This window comes from Luteimonas salinisoli, from assembly GCF_013425525.1.
In the GTDB taxonomy this organism is placed as follows: domain Bacteria; phylum Pseudomonadota; class Gammaproteobacteria; order Xanthomonadales; family Xanthomonadaceae; genus Luteimonas; species Luteimonas salinisoli.
Genome location: NZ_JACCKA010000091.1, coordinates 145,536 through 158,233 on the forward strand (window position 1 = coordinate 145,536; position 12,698 = coordinate 158,233).

At 71.6% G+C, this 12,698-nt stretch carries 10 protein-coding genes and 1 tRNA gene; 6 read left to right on the plus strand and 5 right to left on the minus strand.

Annotated elements, in window-relative coordinates:
- Positions 1-24 precede the first annotated feature (24 nt).
- A complete protein-coding gene (gene thiS, locus H0E84_RS18000; RefSeq protein WP_180680029.1) occupies positions 25-225 on the minus strand; it encodes a sulfur carrier protein ThiS in 201 nt (66 codons plus the stop codon).
- Positions 226-382: 157 nt separating this feature from the next.
- On the opposite strand from thiS, the gene H0E84_RS18005 reads away from it, so the two are divergent.
- The gene (locus tag H0E84_RS18005; RefSeq protein WP_180680030.1) at positions 383-2,212 is read left to right on the plus strand and encodes an autotransporter domain-containing protein; all 1,830 of its coding nucleotides are present in this window, start codon (positions 383-385) and stop codon (positions 2,210-2,212) included.
- Positions 2,213-2,527: 315 nt separating this feature from the next.
- Positions 2,528-2,601: transfer RNA gene (locus H0E84_RS18010), tRNA-Gly, on the plus strand.
- A 22-nt stretch (positions 2,602-2,623) separates the two neighbouring features.
- Here H0E84_RS18010 and H0E84_RS18015 read toward each other — a convergent pair.
- A complete protein-coding gene (locus tag H0E84_RS18015) occupies positions 2,624-3,055 on the minus strand; it encodes a c-type cytochrome (RefSeq protein ID WP_180680031.1) in 432 nt (143 codons plus the stop codon).
- A 10-nt stretch (positions 3,056-3,065) separates the two neighbouring features.
- Positions 3,066-4,442, minus strand: coding sequence for a ferredoxin reductase family protein (locus H0E84_RS18020; RefSeq protein WP_345776345.1), 1,377 nt, complete (start codon positions 4,440-4,442; stop codon positions 3,066-3,068).
- Positions 4,443-4,544: 102 nt separating this feature from the next.
- Between H0E84_RS18020 and H0E84_RS18025 the strand changes: the two genes are divergently transcribed.
- Positions 4,545-5,495: a DmsE family decaheme c-type cytochrome gene (locus tag H0E84_RS18025; RefSeq protein WP_180680032.1), complete on the plus strand. Its 951-nt coding sequence runs from the start codon at positions 4,545-4,547 to the stop codon at positions 5,493-5,495.
- A gap of 74 nt (positions 5,496-5,569) precedes the next feature.
- On the plus strand, positions 5,570-7,750 hold the full coding sequence (locus tag H0E84_RS18030) for an MtrB/PioB family decaheme-associated outer membrane protein (RefSeq protein ID WP_180680033.1): 2,181 nt from the start codon (positions 5,570-5,572) through the stop codon (positions 7,748-7,750).
- Positions 7,751-7,780: 30 nt separating this feature from the next.
- On the opposite strand, the gene H0E84_RS18035 is transcribed toward H0E84_RS18030, so the two are convergent.
- Positions 7,781-9,388, minus strand: a complete 1,608-nt coding sequence (locus tag H0E84_RS18035) for a GMC family oxidoreductase (RefSeq protein ID WP_180680034.1) — start codon at positions 9,386-9,388, stop codon at positions 7,781-7,783.
- Between the two features lie 186 nt (positions 9,389-9,574).
- Between H0E84_RS18035 and chrA the strand changes: the two genes are divergently transcribed.
- Both chrA and H0E84_RS18045 read left to right on the plus strand, forming a co-directional pair.
- Positions 9,575-10,894 carry a chromate efflux transporter gene (gene chrA / locus H0E84_RS18040; protein WP_257644284.1) on the plus strand — a complete coding sequence of 440 codons (1,320 nt, stop codon included), beginning with the start codon at positions 9,575-9,577 and terminating at the stop codon, positions 10,892-10,894.
- Between the two features lie 39 nt (positions 10,895-10,933).
- Positions 10,934-12,280, plus strand: a complete 1,347-nt coding sequence (locus H0E84_RS18045; RefSeq protein WP_180680036.1) for an NTP/NDP exchange transporter — start codon at positions 10,934-10,936, stop codon at positions 12,278-12,280.
- A gap of 20 nt (positions 12,281-12,300) precedes the next feature.
- On the opposite strand, the gene H0E84_RS18050 is transcribed toward H0E84_RS18045, so the two are convergent.
- On the minus strand, positions 12,301-12,678 hold the full coding sequence (locus H0E84_RS18050; RefSeq protein WP_180680037.1) for a hypothetical protein: 378 nt from the start codon (positions 12,676-12,678) through the stop codon (positions 12,301-12,303).
- Between the last annotated feature and the right edge of the window lie 20 nt (positions 12,679-12,698).

The following is a 12,698-nucleotide window of genomic DNA, read 5'->3' on the forward strand; positions in this document are numbered from 1 at the left end:
ATGCGCGCGCGTCGGCCGGCGCAGTCAGCCGCCGCCGAGCGCGTGCACGATCTCCACGCGATCGCCGTCCTGCAGCGCGTGCGCATCGTGCCGGCCGCGCGGGACGATCGCGCCGTTGACCTCGACCGCCACCCGCCGGCCGGCCAGGCCCCGGGCCTGCAGCAGGTCGGCGATGGTGGACGGGTCGGAGAGGGCGAGCGGGTCGCCGTTGAGGATGATGTCCATGGCGGCCATTGTCGCCGTTGCGGGGCGGCGATGCATGCGGCGGCGTCGCGATGACGCGGTGCGTCTTGAGCGGCCGTCGCGATCGTGGAACGATGCGCCACCATCCGCCGCCGTATGTCCCCTGCTGGCGCCCGTCTGCACGATTCTGGAGGAATCAATGCCCCTGTCCCGCCTCGCTCCCGCCGCCCTCGCTGTCGCGCTGGCCGTCGCCGCCGCGCCGGCCTCCGCCGACGACGACCGCTTCTCGCGCACCATCTTCTTCGGCGACAGCCTCACCGACGGCGGCTTCTTCCGTCCGCTGCTGCCGCCAGAGGCGCAGGCGGTGGCCGGCCAGTTCACCACCAACCCGGGCTGGGTGTGGGCACAGTTCGTCGCCGACCATTACGGCACCGACGCCTCGGCCAACGGCAACGGCCAGAACGGCGACAACTACGCCGTGGGCGGCGCCTGGGTGGTCGGCGACCGCACGGGGGCGCTGGGCCCCACGCCCTCGGTGACCAGCCAGGTCGGCAGCTACCTGGCCTCGACCGGCGGCAGCGCCGATCCCGATGCGCTGTACTCGATCTGGGCCGGCGCCAACGACATCTTCGCGATCGCCGCGGGCGCGCCGGTGGAGGAGACCCTGGGCACCGCGGTGGCCGGGCAGGTCGGCCTGGTCGGCGCGCTGCAGCAGGCCGGCGCCCGCTACATCCTGGTTCCGACCCTTCCTGACATGGGCATCACCCCGGCCGCGCGCGCGCAGGGCCCGGTGGCGCAGGCGCAGCTGACCGCGCTGGCCACCGCCTACAACGACGCGCTGTTCGGCGGCATCGCCGGCGCCGGGCTGCGGGTGATCCCGCTCGATACCTTCAGCTTCCTGCAGGAAGTGGTGGCCGACCCGGGCCTGTACGGGTTCGCCAACGTCACCGGTACCGCCTGCGAGCCGCAGATCGTCTCGCAGTCGCTGACCTGCAACCCGTCCACCTACACCAACCCGGACGCGCCGAAGACCTACCTGTTCGCCGACGGCGTACATCCCACCGATGCCGGGCACGCGGTGATGGCGGACCTGGCGCTGTCGGTGCTCGAGGCGCCGGTGCAGATCGCCGCGCTGCCGCAGTCGGCGGCGGTGGTCGGGCGCGCCCGCGCCGACCGCGTGGCCTGGCACCTCGACGGCCGCCCGCAGGGCGACGGCGCCAACTGGTGGTTGGACCTGCGCGGCGACTACCAGCGCTACCGGGACGCCGACGCCTACGACGGCCTGGCACCGGCGCTGACCGGCGGCGTCGACTGGACCCGCGGCAACCTGGTGTTCGGCGCATTCGGCGGCTACGGCGTCACCCGCCAGGACTGGGGCATGCGCCGCGGCGAGTTCGAACATTCGGACATCACCCTGGGCGGCTTCGTCGGCTGGTACGGCGACGGCGGCGGCTGGGTCAACGGCCAGCTGAGCTGGACGCAGCTGGACATCGACAGCGACCGCGACGTGTGGCTCGGGCCGGCGCGGCGCACCCACCGCGGCTCGGCCGACGGCGAGAACCTCACCGTCGCGATCAACGGCGGCTGGGAGTTCCGCCACGGCAATCTGCGCCACGGCCCGGTGCTGGGGCTGGTGTCGCAGCAGATCGACGTCGACGGCTTCGCCGAGAGCGACCCGGGCCTGTCGACCTCGCTGGCCTATCCCGACCAGACCTTCGACTCGCTGATCGGCAGCGTGGGCTGGCAGCTGGCGGTGGCCGAGGGCCACCTGCGCCCGTATGCACGCCTGACCTGGGACCGCGAGTTCGAGGACGCGCCCGAGGAAGCCTTCGCCCGGTCGCAGTCGATCGCCGGCAGCGGCTGGTACGCGGTGCCCGGGATGGCCTACGACGACAGCTATGCCACGGTGACCTTGGGCGCGCGCACCACGCTGCTGGGACTGGACGCCAACTTCGGCCTGAGCACCACTCTCTCGCACGCCGACAGCGGCAACTCCACCGTGCACGTCACCTTCGGCAAAGGCTTCTGAGCCGACCGCCCGCGGCCGATCACCCGCGCCGGCGCGGCCGCGGGCTTCACGTGCGCGGCTCGCTCCAGCAAAGGGCCGCCGGGTGCGGAGCAGGGCTTCCGTAGGCGGCCATGGCCGCGAAAGCGGGGCGTCTCCGGCCGGGTGGGCGGTGATTCCCGGCACGGCCGCCCACGCCGGCTTTCGCATGCATGGCACGCTCCTACGCGGCTCCGGGCCGGCTCCTACGGCTCAGGGCAGGGTCGCTCCGTGGAGGGGCTTCGACCGGGGCGGCGGATTGCCAAGCCCGGCCTGCCCGTCCTAGACTTCCCTTCCCGCGCGGGTGTAGCTCAATGGTAGAGCTGTAGCTTCCCAAGCTACTGACGAGGGTTCGATTCCCTTCACCCGCTCCAATGCGATCCAGGTCGGCCGCCGCTACAGGCTCAGCAGGTAGGCCACCAGAGCGTCGATGTCTTCGGCGGGCAGCGCCTGGTACGCCTGCTTGGCGCGCAGGGCGCTGGGAGAGAGGTCGTCCGCGACCGCCTTCGTGCCCAGGATCCAGTCGCGCATTTCGGCCTCGTCCAGGCGGTCGGCGACATCGTCCAGCGGACTGCGGCGGCTGCCTTCGCCGGCGATCGAGTGGCAGCGCATGCAGTCCTGCGCCTCGAACACCGCACGGCCACGCGCGATCTGCGCCGCGGGAGCGTCGTGTGCACCCGCTGTGGCCGCTCCTGCAGCCTCCGCCGCCACGGCGTCGCTGGGAGCGTCGTCCGAGGCCGGATTCATCACCATCGCGAATGCGGCCGAAATCACCAGCACCATGATGCCGGTGGCGATCGCGAGGGTTCTTGCCAGTTGTTTGCGCATGACGGGCTCCTCAGGCCAGGTCGAAGATTTCCGAGTGGACGCGCGAGGCCGGGACATCCAGTGCGCGCAGGCTGCGCTCTGCGAGCTGGATCATCGGCTGCGGGCCGCAGACGAAGTGGTGCAGTTCCTCCCCCCGCGCCGGCAGGTGGCGTTCCAGCACGGCGCGGTCGATGTAGCCGCGTTCGCCTTCCCAGCCGTCCGGCGGGTCGCCCAGTACGTGGACGATACGCAGGTCGAGCCGCCCCGCCAGTGCGTCGAGCTCCTCGCGGAACACCACGCGGTCCCAGCGGCGGTTGCCGTAGAACAGCCATAGCGGGCGGGTCTCGCCGCGATCGGCGCAGGCGCGCAGCATGCTGATGATCGGGGCGATGCCGACGCCGCCGGCGATGAACACGTAGCCGCGCGCCTCGGGGTGGTGGTCGGTGCCGAAGGTCCCGTAGGGCCCGTCCACCCAGGCGGTCTCGCCGGGCCGGATGCCGCCGATGGTGGCGGTGAAATCGCCCAGCGCCTTGATGGTGAACTCCAGGCGCCCCGGCCGGGTAGGGCTGGAGGAGATCGAGAACGGGTGCTCGCGCATCGCGAACGGCGAGGCGCGCAGGGTGACCCAGGCGAACTGCCCGGGCTGGTAGTCGAAGCGGTGCCCGTGCGCCGGCTCCACCGCCACCGTCCAGCTGCGGCCGCGTTCCTCGCGGACTTCGGCGACGCGCCAGGGATGGCGACGCAGCCACAGCGGCCGGAACAGACGGACGTGGATCGCCAGCAGCACCCACGACAGCGCCAGCGCGATCCAGAACGCACGCTTGGCGGGAGTGACGAGGTAGCTGCCGGAGCCGAGCACGTGCAGCAGTGCGAACAGGACGCCCAGGACCGCCAGAACAGTGTGGACGCGGCGCCAGGCGTCGTAGCCCAGGCCCAGGGTCTTGCGCAGCAGCGAGCTGAGCACGATCGCGACGAACGCCAGCAGTGCGAGCCAGCCCAGGCTCATGTAGCCGGGCGCGACGCGCGGATCCACGCTGCCGACCGCCTCGGGCCGCGTCACCAGCAGGACTACCACATGCAGCACCAGCAGCGCGAAGGCGACCACCGCCAGATAGCGGTGGAAGTAGTAGATGACGTCGATCCCGAACGGTGCCGTGGCGCGCTTGAAGCGTGCAGTCAGGGCGAACTGCACGCCCATCATCGCCAGCGCCGCGTATCCGACGATCAGGGCGAAATCCCAGGCGAAGCCGCCGCCGCCGGGGCGGTCGCCCAGCAGCAGGACGAGCAGGGGCAGGGCGATGAGGGCGAGATAGAGCGCGATCCAGAACGCTGGCCTCGCCCACCTGCCGGCAGCGGTGGGGCTGGTCGGGTCGATGGCGTGCCTCCGAGCCGCGATGCGGACGCGGATCGCCGCCCAGCATAGCCGGCTCGCGTTGCCGGCACGTCAACGCCCCCAGGGAACATGTGCTGCATACTTTCATGCTGTGCTGCTCCGGGGTGGGGAGGCGCGATGGGCAAGTGCTGGACAGGTGTGCTGGCCATCGTCCTGGTGGCGTGTGTGGCGTTGGCCGCGTTCTGGGCGCCCGACGGCCTGGGGCGGGAGGAAGCGCCGCCTGCGTTGCCGGCAGCGGCCCAGGACTGCATGGTCTGCCACGACGATCCGGGTGTGAACGCGATCCTGCGAACCGCGCATGCGGTGACCGACGATCCGCACAGCGGGTTCGCCGAGCATGGTTGCGCGACCTGCCACGGACCCAGCCACGCCCACCAGCAGCGCCCGGAGCGCGGCAGCCGCAGGGCGCCCCCCGACGTCGTGTTCGGGATCGCCTCGCAGTTGGATGCCGACGCGCAGAACGCCAGTTGCCTGGGCTGCCACCGCGCGGATGCCGGCCTGCACTGGCAGGGCAGCGTGCACGATCACGAGGGTCTGTCGTGCGCGTCCTGCCATCGCGCGCACTCGGTGCGCGATCCGATGCGCGATCCGGTGGCGCAGGCGCAGACCTGCTACGGCTGCCACGCAGGAGTGCGCGGCGAGACGCTGCGCCCATCCCATCATCCGCTCAACGACGAGCGCATGGCCTGCAGCGACTGCCACGCGGTGCATGGCTCCACCGGGCCCGCGCTGATGACCCGCGGTACCGTGAACGAGACCTGCCACGACTGCCACGCGGATCTGCGCGGGCCGTTCCTGTGGGAGCACCCGCCGGTGCGCGAGGACTGCCTGATCTGCCACCAGCCGCACGGCTCGGTGCAGGCCTCGCTGCTGCGCCAGCGCGGGCCCTGGCTGTGCCAGCAGTGCCACCTCGCCCAGTTCCACCCCAGCACCGCGCTCAGCGGCAGCGGCCTGCCGGGCGAGACGCTGCCGTCGGGCTCCGGTTCGATGCTGGGCAGCAACTGCGTCAACTGTCACAGCCAGGTGCATGGTTCCAACCACCCTTCGGGGGCGGGCTTCACGCGCTGAGGCGCCGCCCACGGCAGAGGAGCAACATGCGGCACGGTCCGGATTCATCGCGGCGGCGCTCCCCAGGCAGGTTGTTGCCGTGGGCGGTGTGCGCGCTGCTGCTGGGCGGAGCGGCCGGTGCCGCGGACCCTGTGGCGGACCCCGACCGCTGCCGCGAAATCGCGCTGCTGTTCGGCTATCTCGACAACGATGGTGTCCGCCATGGCCGCTATGCAGGCAGCGACAGCGGCGGCTTCGCGGGCATCGAGATCGATGCCTGCCGCGGTCCGCGTCCAGGCGAGGGCGGTGCGCGTCGCTGGTACGTCCGCGGCAGCGGCGGGGGCCTGGCCACCCGCTGGCTGCAGCTGGGCGGCGGCGAGCAGGGCAGGTACGCGATCCACGCCGACATGCGCCGGCTGGCGACGCCCGGGGCCGCCGTATGGACACCGCTGCGCGGCGAGGGCGACACGTTCCTGCTTCCGCCGGACTGGGTGCCGGCACCGGGCACCGCCGGGATGTCGCGGCTGCCGGAGCTCGGCGAGGCCCGGTTGGGCCTGGAGCGGCGCCAGCGCGGGCTCGGGTTGGCCTTCCTGCTGCCGGGCAACTGGCGTATCGAGACCCGCTACCGGCGCGAGGCGCGGCAGGGCTGGCAGCGCTTCGGCGGCGTGATCGGCAGCACCGGCGGCAATGCCCGCGCGATCGTTGTGCCGGCGCCGGTCGACCATCTCACCCGGCAGGCCGATACCACCCTCGGCTACGCGGGCGAGCACCTGCAGCTGCGCATCGGCCATCACCTGTCGCAGTTCGACAACGCCGCCACGCGGCTGCGCTGGCAGAACCCGTTCGTGGATGTCGCCGGCTGGGCGCCTTCGGCGAGCCATCCCGGCGGCTTCGGCCAGGCCCAGCCGGCGCCGGACAACCGCTTCCAGCAGTTCAGCCTGTCGGGCGCCTACGGCCGCAGCGCCGCACTGCGGATCAATGCCGATCTCGCCCTGGGCAGCATGCGCCAGAACCAGGCCTATCTTCCGTACACCGTGGATCCGGTACTGGCCGAGAGCGCCACGCAAGGGCTGCCGCGCGCCTCGCTCGACGGAAGGATCGACACCACGCTGCTGCAGTTGCGCCTCTCGGGCCGTCCGCACCGGCACTGGCGCTGGAGTGCCACCTATCGCTTCGACGACCGCGACAACCGCACGCCCCGCGACGCATACGTCGGGATCGGCGGCGATGCCCAGGCGCAGAATGCGGATCCGGCCAGCGGCCAGCGCCGCTACAACCTGCCGTACGGGTTCCGCGAGCGCACCGTCAGCGCCGACGCAGGGTTCAGGCCCTCGCGCCGTTTCGATGCCAGCCTCGGCCTGCGTCGGCAGGAGACCGCGCGCACCTGGTCGTCGCGCGCGGACAGCGACGAGACCCGCATCGAGCTGGCCCTGCGCGGCCATGCCGGCGACAGGATTTCGGGCGGTGTGCGGCTGCGCGAGGGGCGCCGCTCCGGCTCGACCTACGTGGGCAACCGTGCCTTCCTCGACAGCCACTCGCCGGACTACGTCGACACCGTGGCGGGCGGGTTCGAGAACCTGCCCGCGCTGCGCCAGTACCATCTGGCCGATCGCGACCGCAGCCATGCCCAGCTGTTCGCGACCTTCACACCCACGCCTGCCCTGGGCATCGGCATCGAGCATGGCCGCACCCGCGACGCTTATCGGCGCTCCGAGCTGGGCCTGCAGCGCAGCCGCATCGACTCCACGGGGATCGACGTGTCCTACGCGCCAGGAGGCGATTGGGCCGCCCACGCCCACGCCGGGCGCGAGCGCTTCACCTTCGACCAGGCCGGGCACAGCTTCCGCGGCGGCGCCAACAGGCTCGAGGAGGCGTTCGACCCGGAGCGCGACTGGTTCGCCTTCCACCGCGACCGTGCGCTCAGCCTCGGTCTCGGTGCTTCCCGCGAACTGCTGCAGGGCCGGTTGAAGCTGCGTGCCGACTACAGCCAGGCGTGGACCGAGGGCAAGGTGGCCGTGGTCGCCGGCACCGCGCTGGAGACCGGTCCGCTGCCTCCGACCAAGGCCCGGCTGCGGCGCATCGATCTGGATGCCGACTACCGCCTGCAGGAGCGGACGCGGCTGCGGCTGCGCTACAGCCTGGAGTCGTTCCGGAGCCGGGACTGGGCGTTCGACGGCGTCGGCCCGGAGACCCTGTCCGGCATCATCCTGCTCGGCGGCGAGAGCCCCGACTACGGCGCCGGTGCGGTGATGCTCTCGCTGCACCGAAGCTTCTAGAAGCCGGCGGGGCGCGGGCGATGAATCCGCTCAGGCGCGACTGCGGATCAGATCGGCGGCGCGTTCGGCGATCATGATCACCGGCGCGTTGGTGTTGCCACCGGGCAGCGTGGGCATCACCGAGGCGTCGACCACGCGCAGGCCGTCGACGCCGCGCACGCGCAGTTCCGGGTCGACCACGGCGTCCTCGTCCACGCCCATGCGGCAGCTGCCGGCCGGGTGGTAGACGCTCTCGGCCTTGGCGCGGACGAAAGCGGCCAGGCCGGCGTCGTCCAGGTCCTCGCGTGCGGGATGGATCGGCGCGCCGCGATACGGAGCGAACGCAGGTTGCCGCATGATCTCGCGCGAGAGCCGCGCGCACTCCACCATCATCTTCAGGTCGAAACCTTCGGCATCGCCGAGGTAGTTCGGCTCGATGCGCGGCTTGTCGCTGGCGCGCGCGCTGGCCAGGCGGATCCGGCCGCGGCTGCGCGGGCGCAGGAAGCAGGCGTGTACGGTATAGCCGTCGCCGGCCAGCCGCTTGCGGCCGTGGTCGTCGAGCATCGCCGGCACGAAATGGAACTGGATGTCGGCGCGCTCGTCGGGCGCCAGCGCCGAGCGGGCGAAACCGCCCGCTTCGGCGATGTTGCTGGTGCCGGGGCCGGTGCGGCCGCGCAGGTAGTAGCTCCAGGCGATGCGCGCGTCGCTGAGGCGGTCGTAGCTGATGCGGCTGCTGGCGTGGTACAGGGTGCAGATGTCCAGATGGTCCTGAAGGTTGCCGCCCACCCCGGGCAGGTGCAGCTGCACGCCGATGCCGTGCGCACGCAGCTCGCGTTCGGGGCCGATGCCGGAGAGCATCAGCAACTGCGGCGAGTTGACCGCGCCACCGCACAGCAGCACCTCCCGCGTGGCCTGCTGGTGGAACGCGCGCCCGCGCGCGGCATACACCACGCCGCTGGCGCGGCCGCGCTCGAAGGTGATGCGGCTGGCCATCGCCCCCGTCTCGACGACCAGATTGGGGCGCTCGCGCGCGGGCCGCAGGTAGGCCACCGCCGCCGAGCAGCGTGCGCCGTCCTTCTGCGTGACCTGGTACAGGCCCACGCCTTCCTGCCGCGGGCCGTTGAAGTCGGCGTTGTGCGGCAGCCCGGCCTGCTGCGCCGCCTCGACGAACGCATGCGAGAGCGGATTGACGTAGCGCAGGTCCGAGACCGCGAGCGGCCCGTCGCCGCCGTGCAGTGCGTCGGCGCCGCGGCCGTTGCCTTCCGAGCGCCGGAAACAGGGCAGCACCGTTTCCCAGTCCCAGCCGGGCGCGCCCTGCGCGGCCCAGCCGTCGTAGTCGGCCGGAACGCCGCGGATGTAGCACATCGCGTTGATCGAGCTGGATCCGCCGAGCACGCGTCCACGCGGCCACCACAGCCTGCGGTTGCCCAGCTGTTGCTGCGGTTCGGTGTCGTAGTCCCAGTTCACGCCTTTCTGGTTGACCAGTTTCGCCAACCCTGCGGGCATGTGGATGAAAGGATGCCAGTCGCGCGGCCCGGCCTCGAGCAGCAGCACCCGCACGTCCGGATCCTCGCTCAGCCGGTTGGCGAGCACGCAGCCTGCCGAGCCGGCGCCGATGATGATGTAGTCGTAGGCGGTCGCGGCGGAGCGGTCGGGCATCGCGCGAAACTAAGCGGCGACGCTAGAGCATATGCTCTTGCCGTCGCGGATGCGCGGCGACGGCGGTCCGCCGGCGGCCTGCAGGATATCTCGCGCCGGCCGGTGGGACGGGCGGCCGCGCCGTGCGCATTGACCCTCCGCAGTGTTCGGTCCAGATTCCACAGGACTCCCATGGCCGGTGGACCGATGCAGCCTTCGTTCAAGGACGCCCTGCGCGTCTGGCTCAGGATCGGCCTGATCAGCTTCGGCGGACCGGCGGGGCAGATCGCGCTGATGCACCGGTTGCTGGTCGAGGAGAAGCGGTGGATCAGCGAGGCGCGTTTCCTGCATGCGCTCAACTATTGCATGCTGCTGCCCGGGCCGGAGGCGCAGCAGCTGGCGACCTACATCGGATGGCTGCTGCACCGCGTCCGCGGTGGCCTCGCCGCGGGCATCCTGTTCGTGCTTCCGGGTTTCGTGCTGATGCTCGGCATCGCCTGCGTCTACGTACTGTACGGCGAGGTGGGGCCGGTCCGTGGCCTGCTGTTCGGCATGCAGGCCGCCACCCTGGCGATCGTGGTCGAGGCGGTGCTGCGGATCGGGCGCAGGGCGCTGCGGCACAGGCTGCTGTGGGGCTTCGCTGCGGCGTCGTTCCTGGCGATCTTCGCGTTCGGGGCGCCGTTCCCGCTGGTGATCCTGGGTGCCGCGCTCGCCGGCGTCGCGGGCGCCAGGCTGCGCCCGGCGGTGTTTCTGCCGGCGCTGCCAGTCGGGGGCGATCGCTCCGGGCTCCCCCGCCAGGCGCGCCCTGTCCCCGGCTGGACGCTGCGGGTGCTGCTGAGCGGCGCGGCGCTGTGGGGCCTGCCGCTGTTGCTGCTGCTGGCCACGCTCGGCGCGGGGCACGTCTTCGCCGACGAGGCCCTGTTCTTCAGCAAGATGGCGCTGGTGACGTTCGGCGGCGCCTACGCGGTGCTGGCCTACATGACCCAGCAGGCGGTGGAACGCTACGGCTGGCTCGGCCCGACCGAGATGGTCCAGGGCCTGGCGCTGGCGGAGACCACGCCCGGGCCTCTGATCCTGGTGATCGCCTTCGTCGGCTTCCTCGGCGCCTACGGCGATCCGGGCGCGCTGCATCCGCTGCTCGCGGGCGCGCTCGGCGCTTCGCTGTCCACCTGGGTCACGTTCGTTCCCTGCTTCCTGTGGATCTTCCTCGGCGCGCCCTACATCGAACGCCTGCGCGACCATCGCCTGCTCTCGGCCGCGTTGACCGGGATCACCGCGGCGGTGGTCGGCGTCATCCTGAACCTGTCGTTGTGGTTCGCCATGCACGTGCTTTTCGCCGACGTGGAACGCTGGGAAGGCTGGGGCCTGGACCTGCCGCTGCCGGTCCTGCAGTCGCTGGACGCCGCGGCGCTGGCGCTGGGTGTCTTCGCGATGCTGGCGTTGCTGCGCTTCCGGATGGGCTTGCTGAGGACGCTGGCCGTCTGCGCGCTGCTCGGTCTGCTGGCGCAGGCGGCGGGCATCGGCTAACGTGCCGCGAATGCCTTCAGGGCATCCCCGCCCCTGCACATGACCGCAGAAGTCCAGACGCAGCGCATCGCGCGCTTCCGCGCCGCGCTCGCCGCCTCGCCGCCGCTGTGGTGGGCGTTGCTCTATTTCTTTTCGCTGCTCTGCGGCTACTACGTGCTGCGGCCGGTGCGCGACGCGATGGGCGCCTCGCGCGACCCGTCCACCGTGTTCCCGCGCTGGCTGCTGGAGCTGGCGGACGCGCGCGGCATCTCCCTCGGCGACTACACGCTGCAGATCCTGTTTACCGGTACCTTCGTGGCGATGCTGGCGTTGCAGCCGCTCTACGGCGCCCTGGTGGCGCGCTTCCCGCGGCGGGTGTTCCTGCCGGTGGTGTATCTGGCGTTCATCGCCTGCCTGGCCGGGTTCTGGTGGGCGTTCGACAGCGGGGCTTCGGGTCGCGGCGCGGTGTTCTTCGTGTTCATCGCGGTGTTCAACCTGTTCGCGGTCACGGTGTTCTGGAGTTTCATGGCCGACGTGTTCGACAACGATCAGGCCAAGCAGGTGTACGGCTACATCGGCGCCGGCGGCACCCTGGGGGCGCTGGCGGGGCCGGGACTGACCCGGGTGCTGGTCGAACCGCTGGGCGTGGCCAACCTGCTGCTGGTGTCGGCGGGGTTCATCGGACTGTGCCTGCTGTGCATCGTCAGGCTGCGTCCGTGGGCGGTGCTGCGCGAGCGCGCCCACCGCGAGGCCAGCGGCGAGCGCGCGATGGGCGGCTCGGTATGGGCCGGGCTGCGCCTGGCCTGGCAGGATCCGCTGCTGCGCGCGCTGTCGATGCTGATGTTCTTCGGCGTCGGCGTCGGCACGCTCATCTACAACGAGCAGGCGGCGATCGTGCGCCAGTACTATCCGGGCGCCGAGGCCGCGACGCGCTACTACTCGACCATCGACTGGGCGGTCAACGGCCTGACCATCGTGGTGCAGGTGCTGCTGACACGCTGGCTGCTGCGCCGCTACGGCGTCGCCCCGCTGCTTCTGCTGCCGGCCCTGGCGATCCTGGCGGGGTTCTCGCTGCTGGCCGCCTCGCCCTTGCCGTTGCTGGTGGCGGTGGTGCAGGTGGTGACGCGGGCGAGCGAATTCTCGCTGGCCAAGCCCGCCCGCGAGACTCTCTACACCCGCATGGAGCGCGAGGCGCGCTACAAGGCCAAGGCGGTGATCGACACCGCGGTGTACCGCGGGGGCGACGTGACCTTCGTCTGGGTCCACAAGCTGCTCGCGGGATTCGGCTCGAGCGTGGTGTTTCTGGCCGGCCTGGGGGTCGCCGCCGGCCTGGCGTTCGGCGCCTGGCGGGTGGTGCGCGAACAGCGCCGGCTGCCGGAACATCCCGGCGACGCGCCCCACCCCTGACCGACTTCCGGCGGCGCCGGTCAGCCGAAGACCGGCAGCGCGAACAGCACCGCGCCCAGCACGAACAGCGCGGTCAGTGCGTGTACCAGCGGGTGGTTGACGCGCAGAAACACGCACTGTTCGATCGTTCGCCCCACCCAGAACAGCGCCATGAACAGGAGCAGCGCGCGCCCCAGCCGGGTCCCCGCCATGTCCGCCGGGAACAGGAAGCAGAGCGCGGCGATGCCTGAGAAGACGTAGATCAGCCTGAGATTGAGGATCTGGGTGATCGCACGGGTCGGCAGGGCGACCTTGCGAAGCTCGTACTTCCAGTCGAACAGCTTCCAGAACGCGGCGTGGAACAGCGCGAACCCGAGGCTGTGCACCCCGCAGGCCAGGACCAGCTGTTCGCCGGTCACCGGCGCTCTCCGCGGCCCGG

What these genes read in the sequence shown, in the direction of transcription:
- H0E84_RS18045 (WP_180680036.1), top strand. Translation starts at nt 10,934, where the DNA reads ATGACCGCAGAAGTCCAGACGCAGCGCATCGCGCGCTTCCGCGCCGCG.
- H0E84_RS18035 (WP_180680034.1), bottom strand. Translation starts at nt 9,388, where the DNA reads ATGCCCGACCGCTCCGCCGCGACCGCCTACGACTACATCATCATCGGC.
- chrA (WP_257644284.1), top strand. Translation starts at nt 9,575, where the DNA reads ATGCAGCCTTCGTTCAAGGACGCCCTGCGCGTCTGGCTCAGGATCGGC.
- thiS (WP_180680029.1), bottom strand. Translation starts at nt 225, where the DNA reads ATGGACATCATCCTCAACGGCGACCCGCTCGCCCTCTCCGACCCGTCC.
- H0E84_RS18015 (WP_180680031.1), bottom strand. Translation starts at nt 3,055, where the DNA reads ATGCGCAAACAACTGGCAAGAACCCTCGCGATCGCCACCGGCATCATG.
- H0E84_RS18005 (WP_180680030.1), top strand. Translation starts at nt 383, where the DNA reads ATGCCCCTGTCCCGCCTCGCTCCCGCCGCCCTCGCTGTCGCGCTGGCC.
- H0E84_RS18025 (WP_180680032.1), top strand. Translation starts at nt 4,545, where the DNA reads ATGGGCAAGTGCTGGACAGGTGTGCTGGCCATCGTCCTGGTGGCGTGT.